Genomic DNA, 19,743 nt, shown 5'->3' with positions numbered 1-19,743 from the left:
TATTGCTAGTGACTTTGAGAAATTCGCTAATGGTTCTTATATGATAGAAATCGCGTCAAAATTTTAAAATTGTGATGTTGAATAATAGGTGATTGCACCTATTATTTACCAGGCAACGCCGAGGAGTTCGCAATTTTAAAATATGTTTTAAGCGATTACTATCGTATTAGAACCATCGAATTTCTATATGGAACAAGCAATATACAATATCCCCCACTCTCTATGGTCTGAATACCCCATATTGGGCAAAACGTACTATTGTTAATAACCTAATTTTTTTAACTTATAGGCTCCTTTGAAGGTTTTCCTGAACCTCTGGGATATTGTTTTGGAGTATAGTTGATTTTCTTTATAACGATCAAAGATCTTTCCATATCGGTATTTGGCAACTGAAATTGCTCTATCTTCTCAAGTGAGCCGCCTAAAATATGAATTGCTTTTTTAGACTCTTTTACCTCAGAATCAATATTACCTGCTTTATATGGAATAAAATAGCCATTTACTTTAACATAGGGTAAGCAATACTCAGATAAAGTAGATAATTTGGCTACGGCTCTGGATACACATAAATCAAAGTTCTCTCTGTATTGTGAGTCCTTCCCATAATCTTCTGCACGTCCGTGAATTGCTGTAATATTACTTAATTCTAATTGGTTAATTACATCATTTAAGAAATTTACCCGTTTATTTAATGAATCCAATAATGTGATATCCCAATTTGGAAATCCAATTTTTAATGGTATTCCAGGAAAACCTGCACCAGTACCCATATCAATTACTTTAATATTTTCCTTATTTTGATATACCTTAATAATAGAAAGGCTATCAATAAAATGCTTATGAATTACTTCATCGTATTCTGTAATGGCCGTAAGATTCATTACTTTATTACGTTCTATTAATATTTCATAATATGTCATAAATTGTTGAATTTGCGTATCTGATAATGTTAAGTCCAGTGTATTTAACAATTCAGTAAATACTGAAATATCATACATAACAACCTCCGAATAACCCTTATGCTTCTTTCATCTAAATGAAATCAGTTAAATAAAAAAGCATTTTTAATTATTTTATTTTTTTAATAAATTTTTCTATTTATTATTTTTTCTATAATTTTATTAGCAATATTATTAATGACTTTCTTTTTTGCTTCTTCTTAGGTGCTCCAAGTAAACTAACAACACTGATATATCTGCCGGGGATACACCGGATATTCTGGAGGCTTGTCCTACAGATATTGGTTTAATTTTATCAAGTTTTTGTTTTGCTTCAATTCTAAGACTTGGCACTTCATAATAATCTAAATCTTCAGGTATCTTCTTATTTTCTAATTTTTTATATTGTTCTACCTGTCTTAATTGCCTTTGTATATAGCCATCATATTTTATATTAATATTTACTTGTTCTACTACATCTTTAGGTAACTCAGTTCTGTTCTTATCGATTGACTCAAGGATTTCGTAACTTAACTCGGGTCTTCTGATTAATTCAGCTAATGTTGTACCAGTTTTTAATACTGTACTTTCGTGTTTCATTAATAAGTCCTGAACTTCTTTATTGGCACCGATTGGTGTATTATTTAATCTTTCAATTTCCTTATTAATAGATGCTTCCTTTTGCACTACTTTCTGATATCTTTCTTCATTAATTAGGCCAACCTGATAACCTATCTTAGTTAATCTGATATCAGCGTTATCCTGTCTTAATATTAACCGATATTCTGCTCTTGAAGTCATCATACGGTAAGGTTCGTGAGTTTCTTTTGTTACTAAGTCATCAATTAGTACTCCAATATAAGCCTCTGACCGATCTAATACGATTTGTTCTTTTCCTAATAACTTCATACTTACATTGATACCTGCAATTAGACCCTGAGCCGCAGCCTCTTCATAGCCAGAACTTCCGTTAAATTGGCCACCGCTAAATAAACCCTCTATCTTCATAAACTCTAAAGTTGGTTTTAATTGCATTGGATTAATACAGTCATATTCAATTGCATAAGCATTTCGAACAATTTTTACATGTTCAAGTCCGGCAACACTACGATACATTTGATATTGAACATCCTCTGGTAATGAACTGGACATTCCGCCTACATACATTTCATTAGTATAATTACCTTCCGGCTCAATGAAAACCTGATGTCTGTCTTTGTCCGCGAATTTAACAACTTTATCTTCAATAGATGGACAATATCTTGGACCGGTACCTTTAATATTACCGGAGTACAAAGGTGACCTATCTATATTATTTCGAATTATTTCATGGGTTCTTTCATTGGTATAAGTTAACCAACAAGAAACTTGTTCTTTCTTAATATCCTCCGGGTCTGTAGTAAATGAAAATGGAACAATTTCTTCATCACCAAATTGTTCTTCCATTTTACTAAAATCTATGGATCTTTTATCAATTCTTGCAGGAGTACCAGTTTTAAAACGATACATTTCTATACCCAATGATTTTAAGGCTTCTGTCAAATGATTGGCTGCCTGTAATCCATTAGGTCCTGTATAATTACTTACTTCACCATATACACATCTTGCTTTTAAATAAGTTCCTGTACACAAAATAACTGCTTTACAGGGATAAATTCCACCGGAAAATGTTTTTATCCCCGAAACTTTGTTATCTTCCGTTAAGATATCCACAACTTCAGCTTGTTTTAATGTTAGATTGGGTGTATTTTCTAATACTTTTCTCATTGACCTGCTGTAATCTTCTTTATCTGCCTGAGCTCTTAAAGAATGTACGGCTGGTCCTTTCGATCCATTTAACATTTTGGATTGAATAAAAGTTTTATCAATAATTTTACCCATTTCCCCGCCTAAGGCATCAATTTCACGAACCAAATGCCCTTTTGATGTTCCTCCGATATTAGGGTTACATGGCATTAATGCAATACTATCTGTGCTGATAGTTACTATTAAGGTATTTAATGATAATCTTGCACATGCTAGTGCAGCTTCACATCCTGCATGACCTGCACCTACAACTACAACATCATATGACTCATAAGTATATGACATTTTTACTCCTCTTTTCTAATCTTAAAAATTATACTTATCCTATATCTATTCTCTTCTTGCCTTCTCATATAAATGTATTTCCACTATACATACACATAGAAAAATACTATTTACCCATACAGAATTTACAAAAGATTGTATTTACTAAATCTTCATCTACAGCTTCTCCTAGTATTTCTCCCAGAACTTTATATGCATTCATCATATCAATGGAGAAGAAATCTTCCGGCATACCATCTTCTATACTTTGTTTTACCATAATTAAGCTATTTTTACTTTCCATAATAGCTTCTTTATGTCTTATATTTGTAATATATATTTCATTGTTTAAATCAATTTTTCCCTGGAAATACATATCTGTAATCCACTTTTCCAGCTTATCAATACCAATGTTTTCTTTTGCAGATATTTGTATAATATCCTTACCTGTTAAATTTTCAATTTCTTCTGGATCAATAACCATATTTAAATCAGATTTGTTTAATAAAATAATCGCTTTTTTATTCTTAATAAAGTCAATAATCAAACGATCATTTTCATCCAAATTAGTGGAAGCATCTACTACATATATAATTAAGTCCGCATCCTCAGCTGATTTCATAGCCTTTTCAACACCGATTTTTTCAACGGTATCTTCCGTGCTACGAATACCTGCAGTATCTATAACATTCAAACAGATACCTCCTATTTGAATGGTTTCTTCCAGAGTATCTCTCGTAGTACCTGCAATATCAGTTACAATGGCCCTATCGGTGCCCACTAATACATTTAGCAAGGATGACTTACCTGCGTTTGGCTTACCAAGAATAACCGTTTTAATACCTTCTTTTAATAAACGTCCATTATCAGAAGACTTTAATAATTTATCAAGTTGGGTTATATTAACTTCAATATGTTTCGCTAATTCGTTACTAAAATTATCAAGAGTAATGTGCTCCGGATCATCCAGTGCGGCTTCAATAAAAGCAATATCGTCGATAATACTTTCACGGATATCTTTTATTTTATCTAATACATTACCTCTTAACTGGTTCAGAGAATTCTTTAAAGCATATTCACTTTTTGCATTAATAATATCACTTACAGCTTCTGCCTGAGATAAATCAATTCTTCCGTTTAAAAATGCACGCTTAGTAAATTCTCCTGGGTCCGCAAGCCTTGCACCATATTTTAAAACAGTTTCTAATATTTTCTTTGTTACTACGATACCCCCATGACAGTCTATTTCAACTACATCCTCTTTCGTATAAGTATGAGGACCTTTCATAAGAAGTACCATAACTTCATCTATAACCGTATCCCCATCCCCTATAAAACCATAATGGACGGTATGGCTGTTACAATCCGATAATTTTTTATCTTTTTTTGATTTATAAATTTTTTCAATAATTGAAAATGCCTCATCACCACTAATTCGAATAATGCTGATTCCCGCATTACTAACTGCAGTAGCAATCGCAGCTATGGTATCAGTTTTCATCTATATCAACCCTTTCTAAGAGCTAACACTCTAATTAACTATAAATAAATGTTCTCATATTGGTACAACTATTTATACCTTATAACAAGTTTATATAAAATAACGTAAAGATTATAATACGAAAAGATAAAAATTACTATATGAAAATAAAAATATTTTAGAAAAGAGTGTATCAAAGCATAATACTTTCAATACACCCTTTTACTAAAACATTATATATTTTTATTCTTCTTCACTTTTTTCATGATTAAATTCTCTGTTTCTTTGAGAATTGTGATTGTATTCTCTATTCTTTTGAGAATTTTGATAACGGTCACCATAAGAATATTTACTCTTGCTATGCTTATAATCCTTATTTGCAAAACCCTTCTTTAATGTAATCACTACTTTTCTATAAGGTTCTTCCCCTTCACTGTGGGTTTCCACATACTTATCATTTTGTAGCGCAGAGTGAATGATTCTTCTTTCGTATGGATTCATTGGCTCTAAAGACACTGGCTTTTTCGTCCTCTTTACTTTAAAGGCAATGTTTCTGGCTAAGTTTTCAAGAGTTTCTTTTCTTCTATGTCTATAATCTTCTGTATCTAATTTAATCTTTAAATAATTTTCACTGTCTTTATTCACTACCAGACTAACCAGATATTGTAGAGAATCTAAAGTTTGTCCTCTTTTTCCAATAAGAACACCCATTTCTTCTCCTTCAAGATTGATATCTAAAGTAGAATTCTCTTCATCAAATACTGTATCAATATTTGCTACAATATTCATAGCACGAAAAACTTTATTTAAAAACTCTTTTGCCATACTATCAGCAGTAGCTTTTAATCTTACACGTATTTTAGCCGGTTTATTAAATAATCCTAAAAAACCGCTGCTCTCTTTTTCGATTACTTCGTATTCCACATTATCACTGGTAGTTTTTAATTGGATCAATGCTTCTGTTAATGCTTCATCAACTGATTTTGCAGTAAAATCTAACCATTCCATAACTATTTATCCCCCTTATCATGATTTCTGTTTTTTAGAAGATTCGCATAATCGGCAATACCGCCTGAATTATAAGATGTTTCACTATTACTCTTAGAGGAATCATAGTTCTTTTTCACAGAATTAGCATATCCTGATGTAGATTTATTTACCTGAGATGCATTGTCAATGGATTTTGTTTGTTTCTTTGCTAATTCTTCAATAGATGCGTTTGGACTAATTCCTTTTCTTGCTCTTTTTTTCTTAGCTTTCATCTTATTTTTCTCTATTAAAGTATCAACATCAATTTTATCCATATATTTATTAATAACTATTTGCTGGATAATCGCAAATGCACTACCTGCAACCCAGTACAAACCAATACCCATAGGTAACATAACACAGAATACACCGGACATAATTGGCATAACTGTATTCATTGTTGACATGGAAGAAGCCATTGGATTATCTTTATCCGTAGGAGTATTCGCTGTCATCAATTTAGTTTGAACAAATTGTAAACCTGCTGCAAGAATTGGAATTAATATACCAGGGAAAGAAAATCCCGGTTTATCTAAAATATTTAAATTGCCTATGAAACTATTAACATGCATAATTTCAGTAGATTTACTAGCAATTAAATTTTGTATAGTAGGGAATTTTTCAGCTAAGTCTCCCCATTGTTCTGAAGTAAACTTAGAAATAATATCAATAATATGATTGATGGACATAGAACCATCTGTTAATTCTGTAAACTTAGCAGTACTAACACCAACTTTTGTAGCAGCCTCTGTTAACACGTTAACATGACCTGGTATATTTACTATTCCATTTGCAATACTCTCATATAATTTATAAATATCATTAACATAAGCAGGTATATTTCTAATAACTGCATATAAAGCAAACATGATTGGTAATTGAATCAGTAACGGAAGACAGCCTGCTGTTGGGCTGGCTCCATATTTTTCATATACAGCCTGTGTCTCCAGCTGCATCTTCTGCATGGATTCTGTATCTTTTTTTCCTTTATATTTTGCATTTATCTTCGTTATTTCCGGATTCATTTTGGAAGATAATTTAGTATATTTTTGTTGTTTTATGGTAAGAGGAATCATCAAACCTCTTGTAATAAAAGTAAATAAAATAATAGATAAACCAACATTTGTAATACCAAAGAAATTCAAGAATTCATATAAAGCGTTTAGTATCCATCCTAATATATATGAAATTGGAGCTAACATACCACCACTCTGTGTTAAAAATACATTATACAATTTTTTTTCCTCCTAAGATACCTTTCATTAGAAACCGTATTTTCTAATATATAATTTTTATGGAACAGGATCATACCCTCCCTTAGCAAAAGGATGACATCTAAGAATTCTCCGGACTGCCAAATAGGATCCTTTAAAAGCTCCATACTTTTCCAATGCCTGAATTGCATACAAAGAGCAGGTAGGAGTATATATACAACTTGATCTTACCTTAAGAGGAGAAATAAATCTTCTGTATAATTTTATCAAAAATATTAAAACTCGTTTAATCACGATTTTATCATCTCTTTTAAAATTTTGTGCATACTTGCCAGGTGCAGCAATGCACTGTTTATTTCTTGATAATTTTTTCCTCTTGCACCTACTCTTGCAATAATAACTATGTCTAAACCACTATTAAACATATTTTCATTCAATCTGTAACTTTCCCGAATTAATCTTGTTACTCTGTGTCTTATAACACTATTTCCAACTTTTTTACTTACGGATATTCCAATTCGATTTTTATCAGTTTGATTTTCTAATACATACATGATTAGATACTTATTCGCAAATGATTTACCACTGTGGTAAATTTCTTTAAACTTTAAGTTGTTTTTAATCGATTCAAAAGATTTCAAATTTTTAGGCCCTTTCTGCAAACAAAAGTTTAACTAAGAGAAGAAAAGGCCACAATAATGCGACCTAAGCTGATAATTTATGTCTTCCTTTTGCTCTTCTGCTTGCCAAAACTTTTCTACCATTTGATGTACTCATTCTAGCTCTGAAACCGTGAACTCTGGCTCTTGATCTTTTTTTAGGTTGGAATGTCATTTTCATTAAGATGCACCTCCTTTATATATACCAAACCATATTGGGTAAGCGTATTTATTCTATTTTAATTAATTTAAAATATCATGTCTATTATATTCGCAAACTTCTCTCACGTCAAGTCTATATTTTTATATAAACTACATGAGAAATACTTTAAATATCTTCAACATAAATCCAACCGTTTTGTTCACAAAATAAATTAAAAACATTTCGTTAACATAAAGTTATCCACCACTTGTTGATAAATTGTGGATAACTTGTTAAAATGGTGTTAATATTATATACAACAATGAAAAATTATCCTTTTCCCAGCTTATATTTTTTGTTGTTTATAATCTTTATAGTTTATACACACAATTGTTAATATTTTAATTTGATCTGTGGATAAATCGAATTTAAAACCCATCAATTTATAGATTTTAGTTGAAGTATCCACAATTTTGTTATAATATATATATTAGGTATGCACGAAATTTTATATTAGGGAGATTAAGGTAATGAATGAAATACAAGATAAATGGGATGAAATACTTGAATATCTTAAAATTGAACATTGTGTAACGGATGTATCTTTTAAAACTTGGTTGCTTCCTTTAAAAGTATATTCCGTTGAGGATAATTTAATTACAATTTCAATTGATGATAAAATGATTGGTCCTGACAGTAAAAATTTCATAAGCAGAAAGTATGGAATTCCTTTGAAGGTAGCGATTTCAGAGATTATGAACGATAACTATAATGTAGAGTTCGTTTTGGAAAGCCAATTAAAACCTGCAAAAACTACAACGGAGTCAGATAAGAAGAAGAATTCCAATAAAAATAATTCTTGTTCTTTTTTAAATCCCAGATATACATTTGACACTTTTGTTGTTGGTGCAAATAATAATTTGGCTCATGCTGCTTCACTTGCAGTTGCCGAATCTCCTGCTGAAATATACAATCCCCTATTTATATATGGAGGAGTTGGTTTAGGTAAAACACACTTAATGCATTCTATCGCTCATTACATATTAGAGCAGAATCCCCATACAAAAGTAATGTATGTTACCAGTGAAAAATTCACCAACGAATTAATTGAATCTATTCGTAATGTGAATACAACTCCTACTGAATTTAGAGAAAAGTATCGAAATATCGACGTCCTGCTTATTGACGATATACAGTTTATAATAGGTAAGGAAAGTACTCAGGAAGAATTCTTCCATACTTTTAATACTTTACATGAATCAAAAAAGCAAATCATAATCTCCAGCGATAAGCCTCCAAAAGATATTCTAACATTGGAAGAACGTCTTAGATCCCGTTTTGAATGGGGCTTAACAGTGGACATACAACCTCCGGATTATGAAACAAGAATGGCCATTCTGAAAAAGAAAGAAGAATTGGATGGCTTACAGATTGATAATGAAGTTATGAAATATATTGCAACCAATATTAAATCAAACATTCGAGAATTAGAGGGCGCTTTAACAAAAATAGTTGCACTATCCAGGTTAAAGAAAAAAGAAGTAAATGTTACATTAGCAGAAGAGGCATTAAAAGATCTAATTTCTCCTGAAGATAAAAAACAGGTTACACCAGAATTGATTATTGATGTAATTGCAGAACACTTCAATATTACCTCAGCCGATATTTATTCCGTTAATAAGAGCAGAAATATTGCATTTCCAAGGCAGGTTGCCATGTACTTAAGCCGTAAGCTAACGGATTATTCTCTAGCAGAAATCGGTAAACTGCTAGGTAACAGAGATCATACAACTGTACTTCATGGTATTGACAAAGTTGAAAAAACCATGAAAAAAGATTTAAGCTTACAAAATACAATTGATGTATTAAATAAGAAAATAAACCCTTAAAAAGTTATTTTAAGTATATCATAATTCTTCCACAACCTGTTGTTAGCAGATTGTTATTTTTGTGTTAATTGGCATTGGATAACTCTAAATTTAAACCATATTCCAATATTTTACTTTTGTATAATCTTTTTTCTTTACACATAGTTATCCTTTCAGTAAATCCATAGGCTTTAAGGGATAGGACCACTTATACACAAATTAACAGCCCCTATTACTACTGCTACTAAATGTTAATATATATATCTTTACATACAAATTCGAAGGGAGTTATACACAATTATGAAGATTGTTTGTTCCAAAGGCGATTTATTAAATAGTGTTAATATTGTTTTAAAGGCAGTTCCTACAAGAACTACCATGCCTATATTAGAATGTATTGTTATTGAAGTTAAAAATGAATCCATTAAACTAATAGCCAACGATATGGAATTGGGGATTGAGACTTTAGTTAAAGGAAATATAGAAGAATCCGGAATCATTGCAATTAATGCTAAAGTATTTTCTGAAATTGTTCGAAAATTACCAGATAATGATGTTTCTATTGAGACAGATGCTAATAATATGGCAACTATTATATGTGAAAAATCCAAATTTACAATTTCAGGAAGAAACGCAGATGAATTTCCGTTTTTACCCAATGTAGATAAAAATGATCCTGTTGTTTTATCCCAATTTAATTTAAAAGAAGTAATAAGGCAAACTGTATTTTCTATTTCTGATAACGAAAGCAATAAAATTATGACCGGTGAATTATTTGAAATCAATAATGATAAATTGAGAGTAATATCTTTAGATGGTCATAGAGTATCAATTAGAAAAATTATGTTAAATAATCAATACGAGCATATAAAAGTAATTGTTCCAGGGAAAACTTTAATTGAAGTCAGTAAAATTTTATCAGGGGAAGTTGCTGATGAAGTAAATATATATTTTACAGATAAGCATATTATTTTTGAATTTGATGATACCATAGTATTATCCCGTTTAATTGAGGGAGAATATTACAAAATTGATCAAATGCTATCCAGTGATTATGAAACAAAAGTAAATATTAATAAAAGAGAGTTATTAAACTGTATTGACCGATCTACTCTTTTGGTAAAAGAAACTGATAAGAAACCAATTATTATTAATATCGATGATAAGAAAATGGAATTAAAAATTAATTCCGCTATTGGTTCTATGGACGAAGAAATTGACATAACAAAAGAGGGTAAAGATATACTAATTGGATTTAATCCAAAATTTTTAATAGATGCTTTAAGAGTTATTGACGATGAAGAAGTTGATATTTATTTAATTAATCCCAAAGCACCATGTTTTATCAAAGATAAAGAAGAATCTTATATTTATTTAATTTTACCCGTTAATTTTAATGCCGGGGTATAAAATAAGAGTAAGATGTAAAAATATGTTTAGCAATAGCAAGTTTGAAACTTGCCTTTCATTTGTGGTGCCCGAAAAGAGGCATCATTTCTGAGAGGTTGAAATAAAATAAATCATAGAAAGAATTCCATAAAGCGATTCTTTAGAAGACTGAAAGATATTAAAGCCAGAAAGAATACCGCGATGTGATATGTAATGGGTGCAAAGATGGAAATCATAAAATTGAGAGAAGAATATATAAAATTAGGACAGGCCTTAAAAGCTGCTGGTCTGGTAGAATCTGGTGTAGATGCTAAATTTGTAATTCAGGATGGACTGGTAAAAGTAAACGGAAGTGTTGAATTACAAAGAGGTAAAAAATTATATTCAGGTGATACGGTAGAGTATAATAATCAAACAATAAGAATTGAAAAATAATAGATAGTTGGTGCATTTATGTTTATAAAATCTCTTGAACTGCAAGATTACAGAAACTATGATAGTCTTTCTATGGAATTTCATAATGGTATTAATATTTTGTATGGAGATAATGCACAGGGAAAAACTAACATTTTGGAAGCTATCTATTTATCTGGAACGACAAAATCTCACAGAGGAAGCAAAGATAAAGAAATTATAAAACTGGGTAAAGACCAAGCTCATATCAGAACTTTTGTTGAACGGGATAAGGTTCAGCACAAAATTGATATGCATTTGAAAAAAAACAAACCCAAAGGTGTAGCGATAGATGGAATACCAATTAAAAAGTCCAGTGAATTATTTGGTATTCTTAATTTAATATTTTTTTCTCCAGAAGATTTATCTATAATTAAAAATGGCCCATCGGAAAGAAGAAGATTTATTGATTTAGAATTATGCCAATTGGATAAAGTATATCTCCATAATTTATCTAATTATAATAAAGTGATTACCCAAAGAAATAATTTATTAAAGCAAATCAGTTTTAATAACCAATTAATGGATACACTTAGTATATGGGATATCCAGCTGGTTAAATACGGAACTGAGATAATGAAAAGAAGAGATCTTTTTATTAGACAGTTAAATGAAATTGTCTACGACATACATAGTAAATTATCTGGTGGTAAAGAAGAATTATTTATAAAATATGAATCTAATGTAAACGTAGAAGAATATAGTAAAAAATTAAGTAATTCAGTTAGCAGAGATGTGGCTCAAAAAATTACCAGTGTTGGACCTCATCGGGATGATATATGTTTCTTAATTGGTTCCATTGATATCCGTAAATTTGGTTCACAAGGTCAGCAAAGAACTTCTGCTTTATCTTTAAAACTGGCGGAACTGGAATTGGTCAAGAATATGACTCATGATAATCCCGTTTTATTATTAGATGATGTATTGTCAGAATTAGACAGAAAGAGGCAAAATTATTTGCTTAATAGTATTCATGATATTCAAACCATTATTACTTGTACAGGTTTAGAAGAATTCATTGCAAATAGATTGAAGTATGATACTATTTATAAAGTGGTAAATGGAACAGTAACAAATGAGGATAGTTAATCCATAGAAAATCAGGAGGCAATATATGAGTGCAGAATATGGTGCGGATCAAATCCAGATATTAGAAGGTTTGGAAGCTGTAAGAAAAAGACCAGGTATGTATATTGGTAGTACTGCAGCAAAAGGTTTACATCACTTGGTCTATGAAATTGTGGATAATGCAGTAGACGAAGCTTTGGCTGGATTTTGTGATACAATAACAGTAACCATTAATAAAGATAATTCCATAACAGTAACCGATAATGGACGTGGTATTCCAGTTGGAATTAACCATAAAGCCGGTAAACCTGCTGTAGAAGTTGTCTTTACTATCTTGCATGCCGGCGGAAAGTTTGGCGGCGGGGGATATAAGGTTTCCGGTGGTTTACATGGTGTTGGTGCGTCTGTAGTTAATGCACTGTCAGAGTGGCTGGAGGTATATGTTCATTTAGACGGTAAAATTCATAAGCAAAGATATGAGAGAGGAAAGGTAATGGGACCTCTTGAAGTGATAGGGGAAACAGATATTACCGGAACGAAAGTAATATTTTTACCGGATAAAGATATATTTGAAGAAACCATTTTTGATTATGATATTTTAAAACAAAGATTAAGGGAAATGGCTTTCCTCACAAAAAATCTGAAAATTGTCTTAGAAGATGACAGAGTAGAACCGACAGTAGTAAAAGAATTTCACTATGCCGGTGGAATTAAAGAATATGTGGAATATTTAAACAGGCATAAAGATCCAATATATCCTGAAATTCTATACTGCGAAGGTAAAAAAGATGATGTATATGTTGAAGTTGCCTTGCAGCACAACAATTCTTATACAGAAGGCTGCTATAGTTTTGTAAATAATATTACCACACCGGAAGGGGGTACTCACCTTGCCGGCTTTAAGAATGCTTTGACAAAGACCTTTAATGATTATGCCAGAGGACAAAAGTATTTAAAAGAAAATGAACAGAACTTAGTGGGTGAAGATATTCGTGAAGGATTAACTGCAATTATCAGTATTAAGATATCCGATCCTCAATTTGAAGGACAAACAAAGCAAAAATTAGGAAACAGTGAAGCACGTGGGGCAGTTGATAGTATTGTAAGTGAACAATTAACTTACTTTTTAGAGCAAAATCCCAGCGTTGCAAAAATAATTTGTGAAAAAGCAATTTTAGCACAAAGAGCCAGAGATGCAGCAAGAAAAGCAAGAGATTTAACAAGAAGAAAAACTGCCCTGGAAGGACTTAGTCTTCCTGGAAAACTTGCAGACTGTTCTGACAAAGATCCTAAAAATTGTGAGATATATATAGTTGAGGGTGATTCTGCCGGTGGTTCTGCAAAGACTGCCCGTTCCAGAGCAACTCAGGCTATTTTACCATTAAGAGGTAAAATCTTAAATGTTGAAAAATCAAGACTGGATAAAATATTAGTAAACAATGAAATAAAAGCTATGATAACTGCTTTTGGTACAGGAATATCCGATGATTTTGATATTTCAAAATTAAGATATCATAAAATCATTATTATGACAGATGCAGATGTGGATGGTGCACATATTAGTACATTGCTGCTTACATTCCTTTATCGCTTTATGCCGGAATTAATTAAACAGGGGCATGTTTATCTGGCTCAGCCACCGTTATTTAAAGTTGAAAAAAACAAAATGTTGAAATATGTATATAGCCCTGAGGAATTAGACAGTGTATTAACGGAATGGGGAAGAGACGGCAACAATAAAATCCAACGTTATAAAGGTCTTGGTGAAATGGATGCGGAACAGCTTTGGGAAACAACGATGGACCCAGAAAGAAGAGTACTTCTTCGTGTAACCATTGATGAAGAAGAATCCTCAGAAATTGATATGACCTTTACCACTTTAATGGGTGATAAAGTTGAGCCAAGACGTGAATTCATTGAAGCAAATGCTAAGTATGTTAAGAATTTAGACATTTAACTTTAATATAATCTCAGTTTGTTGATAAAAGTTATGTTTTTATATATATATGTGAATAAAATCAACGTATAAAGCATTATATTTGTAAATAGCAGTAAAAATCGAAAAATTTCAAAAAAAATCTCCATCTTCGCCGAAGGCGAAGATGGTCTATAAGACAAACAAGTTTGACGATTGGATAGATGGAGGAAAATAAATGGACGAGAAAATCTTTGACAAAGTTCATGAGGTTGATCTGAAAAAGACAATGGAAACATCATATATTGATTATGCCATGTCTGTTATAGCAGCCCGTGCGCTTCCCGACGTAAGAGATGGTCTGAAACCGGTACAAAGAAGAATATTATATGCAATGATAGAATTAAACAATGGTCCTGACAAACCACACCGTAAATGTGCGCGTATTGTCGGTGATACAATGGGTAAATATCACCCTCATGGTGATAGTTCTATTTACGAAGCATTGGTAAAATTAGCACAGGATTTCTCAACAAGATATCCATTAATAGATGGTCATGGCAATTTCGGTTCTGTTGATGGAGACGGAGCTGCGGCTATGCGTTATACGGAAGCCCGCTTAAGTAAAATATCTATGGAAATGCTGTCTGATATTAACAAGGATACCGTAGATTTTACTCCTAACTTTGATGAAACAGAGAAAGAACCAAGAGTACTTCCATCCAGATATCCAAATCTTTTAGTTAATGGTACTTCCGGTATAGCAGTTGGTATGGCAACCAACATTCCCCCTCATAACCTGAGAGAGATTAGTAATGCTGTCTTAAAAATGATTGATAACCGCATTGAAGAAGACAGAGAAACTTCCATGGAAGAACTATTAGAAATTGTAAAAGGACCGGATTTTCCAACTGGTGCAACTATTTTAGGAACCAGGGGAATAGATGAAGCATACCGTACCGGACGTGGAAAGATTAAAGTACGTGCAGTTACGGATATTGAGGCAATGGCAAATGGTAAGAATCGTATTATTGTAACGGAATTACCATACATGGTTAATAAAGCAAGATTAATTGAAAAAATTGCTGAACTGATTAAAGATAAAAAAATTGATGGAATTACAGAATTAAGAGATGAATCCGACCGTACTGGTATGAGAATCTGTATTGAGCTTCGTAGGGATGTTAATGCAAACGTAATATTAAATCAATTATATAAACATACTCAGATGCAGGATACTTTTGGTGTTATTATGCTGGCTTTAGTCGACAATGAGCCAAGAGTTTTAAATCTTCATGAAATGCTAAAATATTATATACTGCATCAGGAAGAAGTTGTAACAAGAAGGACACAATACGATTTAAATAAAGCAGAAGAAAGAGCCCATATATTACAAGGCTTATTAATTGCATTAGATAATATTGATGAGGTTATTAATATTATAAGATCTTCCCAAAATGGTAATATAGCAAAGTCCAGATTAATTGAGAGATTTGCCTTATCAGATGTGCAGGCTCAGGCCATTATAGATATGAGACTTCGTGCTTTAACAGGTCTGGAAAGAGAAAAACTGGAGAACGAGTTTGCGGAATTGACTGCAAAAATAGAGGAATACAAAGCTATCTTAGCTGATATTAAGAAATTACTTGGAGTAATTAAGGATGAACTTATTATTATCCGTGATAAATACGGCGATGATAGAAGAACTTCAATTGGATTTGACGAGTATGATATATCCATGGAGGATTTAATTCCAGTTGAAAATACCGTTATCGCAATGACACGATTAGGCTACATAAAGAGAATGACTGTAGATAATTTTAAGAGCCAGCATCGCGGCGGTAAAGGTATCAAGGGAATGCATACCATTGATGAAGACTTTATTGAAGATTTATTAATGACAACAACTCATCATTATATCATGTTCTTTACTAACAAAGGCCGTGTATACCGTTTGAAAGCATATGAAATTCCTGAATCCGGAAGAACAGCAAGAGGAACAGCAATTATCAATCTTCTTCAGTTAGTACCGGAAGAAAGAATAACAGCCATAATACCATTGAAAGAATATCAGGAAAATAAATTTTTATTTATGGCCACCAGAAAAGGTATCGTTAAAAAGACACCGATTAAAGATTATGAAAATATTCGTAAATCAGGATTACAGGCAATTAATTTAAGGGAAGATGATGAATTAATTGAAGTAAAAGCAACCAATAATCAAAAAGATATTATTCTAGTTACGAAACATGGACAATGTATCCGTTTTAATGAAAGAGACGTAAGAGCAACGGGACGTACTTCCATGGGTGTAATCGGTATGAACCTGGAAGATAATGATGAAATTATTGGAATGCAGATTCATACACAAGGAGAAGACCTGCTGTTTGTTTCTGAATATGGTATGGGTAAACGTACTCTGATGGATGAATTCTCTGTACAAAGAAGAGGCGGAAAAGGTGTTAAATGTTATAAGATTACCGATAAGACAGGTTATGTTGTAGGTGTGAAAGCCGTAAATGAAGATAATGAAATTATGATTATTACCACCGAAGGTATTATAATTCGTTTAATGGTAAGTGATATTTCAATCCTAGGAAGAATTACTTCCGGTGTTAAGCTGATTAATATGGATACTGATATTAAGGTTGCAAGCATCGCAAAGGTTAAAGAAAGCAATGAACAAAAATCTGACGAAGAAGTAATTAAACAATTAGAACAAGAACTGGAAGAATCTGAAATTGAAGGTGAAAGTGTTCCGGAAGAAGATTACGATTTTGAAGAGACAGATACTGAAATAGTAAACGAAGATGAAAGATCGGATGAGGACAAAAATATTTAATTTAAAAGTAAGTTCCGTTCTTTATAGAAAAAAATAATAGATCCATACTCTTGAAGGTTATTTTATGGATTTGAGTCAATAGTTGAGGTGGAATCCTTTGAATTCCACCTCATTATTTTATTTACGAGAGGATTATCAAAGAATATGCTTCTTAATATTTGTTAGTAAAGAATTCTAGAATACTATAGATTTGTTGTTTGTTAGTAAATGCACAGAAATGTGGATATAATTCAAAAAAATATAAACTTATGTGGATTTATAATAATTATAATAGCAGTAAAGCATTAATAGGGTTGGTATTTAAGAGTTTTTTTGAATGAAACATTGATTTGTATGATATTCAATACTAATAAATAAATATTTATTTACATAAATGGATGGAAATAGTATGATGTATTTAAGAAATTTTCTGCAGCCATAAAGGATGGAAGAATAGGTTGAAAACTTTTTGACCTGCAATTTGTGCGACCGCACAAAATTACCATTGTTATTAAAAGGCGCTAAAGCGCTGGAATTGAGGTTAGGATGAGAATTATAAATACTGATACAATAACAGCAAACATAAAGGAAATGTGCATTGAGGCTAATTATCAATTATCGGAAGATATGAAATGCGGCATTCATAACGCATATGATTCAGAACGTTCTCTTTTAGGAAAACAAATACTGAGTCAATTAAAAGAAAATATGGAAATTGCCAAAACAGAAAATATTCCAATATGCCAGGATACCGGAATGGCAATTGTATTTATAAAACTGGGGCAGGATATCCATGTAGAGGGAATGCCATTAGAACAAGCAATCAATGAGGGAATAAGAGAAGGATATAAAGAAGGTTACTTAAGAAAGTCCATAGTAGGAGATCCCTTAACCAGAAATAATACGAACGATAATACTCCAGGCGTAATCCACTATGAGATAATTCCAGGTGACAAAATGGAAATTACAGTGGCTCCAAAAGGATTTGGCAGCGAAAATATGAGTAGAATATATATGCTAAAACCTGCCGATGGTGTAGAAGGAGTTAAGAATGCAGTTTTGGAAACTGTAAAATTAGCGGGGCCAAATGCTTGTCCTCCAATAATAGTAGGCGTTGGTATTGGAGGAGATTTTGAAAAATGTGCTATACTTGCTAAGAAGGCATTAACAAGAAATATAAACGAACATTCTAATATTGATCACATAAAAAATCTAGAAATAGAATTATTGGATCAAATTAATAAATTAGGTATTGGACCGGCAGGACTTGGAGGAACCAATACGGCCTTAGGGGTAAATATTGAAACATATCCTACTCATATTGCTGGATTACCGGTAGCTATTAATATTTGCTGTCATGTTAATCGTCATATAACAAGAATTATTTAAAGAATATGATTCTAGTAGATAAATAATCGTACATATTTAGGCGGGATACAGTATAAAACAATAGAATTTAAGAAAACAACGTTATTAAAATGAAATTTATAAAGAATACTTTATCAAAAAGAATATGTTATCAACATATTTATGAAAAAGAAATGGTATTTGTGGATAATAAAATTATTTTGGAGGCGGGACGTGGATAAGTATATTACAACACCACTTAATGAAAGTATAATAAATAATTTAAATGCCGGTGATTACGTATATATTACCGGAACTATATATAGTGCCAGAGATGCTGCTCATAAGAGAATGTATGAAAGTATATTGAAAGGTGAGGAAATACCTTTTGATATTAAAAATAGTATAGTATATTATCTAGGTCCTACACCTGAAAGGGAGGGGCAAGTTATTGGATCTGCAGGTCCTACTACAAGCAGCCGTATGGATAAGTATACACCATTGCTAATGGAGCATGGTTTAAAAGGAATGATAGGAAAAGGAAAAAGAAGCGGGGAAGTAATAGACAGCATTATAAAATATAAGGGAGTATATTTAGCAGCAGTAGGTGGAGCAGGAGCATTGTTATCAAAAAAAATTATTCGTTCAAAAATAATTGGATATGAGGAATTAGGTACAGAAGCTATCAGAGAGATGTATGTAGAAGAGTTTCCGACTATCGTAGTAATAGATAGCAAAGGAAATAATTTATATGAAACGGCAGTAAAAGAATTTTCTTGTTAACGTTTTAGATTAAGGGTCTATTATTAAGGTTTATTTTGCTAAGAAATAAGAATATATATTCCAGATTATTGTAATACTATAATAAGATGGCAATACTAATACTAATTTTATGCCTTAAAACTATTTATATGCATAAAATAACATAAAAAAGCTAAAATAGTTTCAGAAAGTTGTTGACAAATGTTTTTTCATTTGCTATACTAACTAATGCGTCTGACGGGAACGTCAGTAAGCTAATTAAATATGTGAATGATAAGTTCAGATGTTGGAGAAATACTCAAGAGGCTGAAGAGGCGCCCCTGCTAAGGGTGTAGGTCGCTCACGCGGCGCGAGGGTTCAAATCCCTCTTTCTCCGTTTGGTTCTTTCACATATAAGACGGTATAAAAACATCTGATTAATACAGATGCAATTGATACTAAATAAAAAAAATAATTTAAAAAATGCTTGACAATGAAATGCTCGTGTGATAGAATGATTTCTGCTGGCGCGAGAACAGGTAGTCAGCAAAAGACCTTGAACATTGATAACTGAACAGTGAAACAACCCTGAAAATTCTAATAAAATTT

16 protein-coding genes and 1 tRNA gene are annotated in these 19,743 nt (G+C 31.8%); 9 read left to right on the top strand and 8 right to left on the bottom strand.

Features of this window, described 5'->3' with window-relative positions; all coding sequences use genetic code 11:
- Positions 1–278: 278 nt before the first annotated feature.
- From rsmG to rpmH, 8 genes are all read right to left on the bottom strand, one after another.
- Positions 279–998: a 16S rRNA (guanine(527)-N(7))-methyltransferase RsmG gene (gene rsmG, locus RT261_RS20475; RefSeq protein WP_313135004.1), complete on the bottom strand. Its 720-nt coding sequence runs from the start codon at positions 996–998 to the stop codon at positions 279–281.
- A 135-nt stretch (positions 999–1,133) separates the two neighbouring features.
- Entirely contained in the window at positions 1,134–3,029 is a 1,896-nt protein-coding gene (gene mnmG / locus RT261_RS20470; RefSeq protein WP_313135003.1) for a tRNA uridine-5-carboxymethylaminomethyl(34) synthesis enzyme MnmG, read from the bottom strand.
- Between the two features lie 106 nt (positions 3,030–3,135).
- Positions 3,136–4,509, bottom strand: a complete 1,374-nt coding sequence (gene mnmE / locus RT261_RS20465; RefSeq protein ID WP_313135002.1) for a tRNA uridine-5-carboxymethylaminomethyl(34) synthesis GTPase MnmE — start codon at positions 4,507–4,509, stop codon at positions 3,136–3,138.
- Between the two features lie 222 nt (positions 4,510–4,731).
- On the bottom strand, positions 4,732–5,496 hold the full coding sequence (gene jag, locus RT261_RS20460) for an RNA-binding cell elongation regulator Jag/EloR (protein WP_313135001.1): 765 nt from the start codon (positions 5,494–5,496) through the stop codon (positions 4,732–4,734).
- A gap of 2 nt (positions 5,497–5,498) precedes the next feature.
- On the bottom strand, positions 5,499–6,752 hold the full coding sequence (locus tag RT261_RS20455; protein ID WP_313135000.1) for a YidC/Oxa1 family membrane protein insertase: 1,254 nt from the start codon (positions 6,750–6,752) through the stop codon (positions 5,499–5,501).
- A 57-nt stretch (positions 6,753–6,809) separates the two neighbouring features.
- Entirely contained in the window at positions 6,810–7,022 is a 213-nt protein-coding gene (gene yidD / locus RT261_RS20450; protein ID WP_313135006.1) for a membrane protein insertion efficiency factor YidD, read from the bottom strand.
- Positions 7,022–7,372 carry a ribonuclease P protein component gene (rnpA, locus tag RT261_RS20445; RefSeq protein ID WP_313134999.1) on the bottom strand — a complete coding sequence of 117 codons (351 nt, stop codon included), beginning with the start codon at positions 7,370–7,372 and terminating at the stop codon, positions 7,022–7,024. Before rnpA ends, yidD begins: the two co-directional genes overlap by 1 nt.
- Before the next feature lie 64 nt (positions 7,373–7,436).
- Entirely contained in the window at positions 7,437–7,571 is a 135-nt protein-coding gene (gene rpmH / locus RT261_RS20440) for a 50S ribosomal protein L34 (RefSeq protein WP_313134997.1), read from the bottom strand.
- Positions 7,572–8,062: 491 nt separating this feature from the next.
- Here rpmH and dnaA point away from each other — a divergent pair, with 491 nt between their 5' ends.
- The 9 genes from dnaA (at position 8,063) to RT261_RS20395 (ending at position 19,531) form a co-directional block, all read left to right on the top strand.
- Positions 8,063–9,421 carry a chromosomal replication initiator protein DnaA gene (gene dnaA, locus RT261_RS20435; protein ID WP_313134995.1) on the top strand — a complete coding sequence of 453 codons (1,359 nt, stop codon included), beginning with the start codon at positions 8,063–8,065 and terminating at the stop codon, positions 9,419–9,421.
- 279 nt (positions 9,422–9,700) lie between these two features.
- A complete protein-coding gene (dnaN, locus tag RT261_RS20430) occupies positions 9,701–10,810 on the top strand; it encodes a DNA polymerase III subunit beta (protein ID WP_313134994.1) in 1,110 nt (369 codons plus the stop codon).
- A gap of 204 nt (positions 10,811–11,014) precedes the next feature.
- Positions 11,015–11,224 carry an RNA-binding S4 domain-containing protein gene (locus RT261_RS20425; protein WP_091687855.1) on the top strand — a complete coding sequence of 70 codons (210 nt, stop codon included), beginning with the start codon at positions 11,015–11,017 and terminating at the stop codon, positions 11,222–11,224.
- Positions 11,225–11,242: 18 nt separating this feature from the next.
- A complete protein-coding gene (recF, locus tag RT261_RS20420; RefSeq protein WP_313134993.1) occupies positions 11,243–12,331 on the top strand; it encodes a DNA replication/repair protein RecF in 1,089 nt (362 codons plus the stop codon).
- Positions 12,332–12,356: 25 nt separating this feature from the next.
- Positions 12,357–14,267 (top strand): DNA topoisomerase (ATP-hydrolyzing) subunit B, encoded by a 1,911-nt coding sequence (gyrB, locus tag RT261_RS20415; protein WP_313134992.1) that lies wholly within the window; start codon positions 12,357–12,359, stop codon positions 14,265–14,267.
- A gap of 196 nt (positions 14,268–14,463) precedes the next feature.
- Positions 14,464–17,067: a DNA gyrase subunit A gene (gene gyrA / locus RT261_RS20410; RefSeq protein WP_313134991.1), complete on the top strand. Its 2,604-nt coding sequence runs from the start codon at positions 14,464–14,466 to the stop codon at positions 17,065–17,067.
- A 525-nt stretch (positions 17,068–17,592) separates the two neighbouring features.
- Positions 17,593–18,435, top strand: coding sequence for a fumarate hydratase (locus RT261_RS20405; RefSeq protein ID WP_313134989.1), 843 nt, complete (start codon positions 17,593–17,595; stop codon positions 18,433–18,435).
- Between the two features lie 192 nt (positions 18,436–18,627).
- On the top strand, positions 18,628–19,176 hold the full coding sequence (locus RT261_RS20400; protein ID WP_313134988.1) for a Fe-S-containing hydro-lyase: 549 nt from the start codon (positions 18,628–18,630) through the stop codon (positions 19,174–19,176).
- A gap of 267 nt (positions 19,177–19,443) precedes the next feature.
- Positions 19,444–19,531: transfer RNA gene (locus tag RT261_RS20395), tRNA-Ser, on the top strand.
- The last annotated feature ends 212 nt before the right edge of the window (positions 19,532–19,743 follow it).

The organism is Anaerocolumna sp., assembly GCF_032079385.1.
Taxonomy (GTDB): domain Bacteria; phylum Bacillota; class Clostridia; order Lachnospirales; family Lachnospiraceae; genus Anaerocolumna.
Note: the sequence above shows the minus strand (reverse complement) of the source record. Positions and strands in the feature narration are given on the sequence as shown.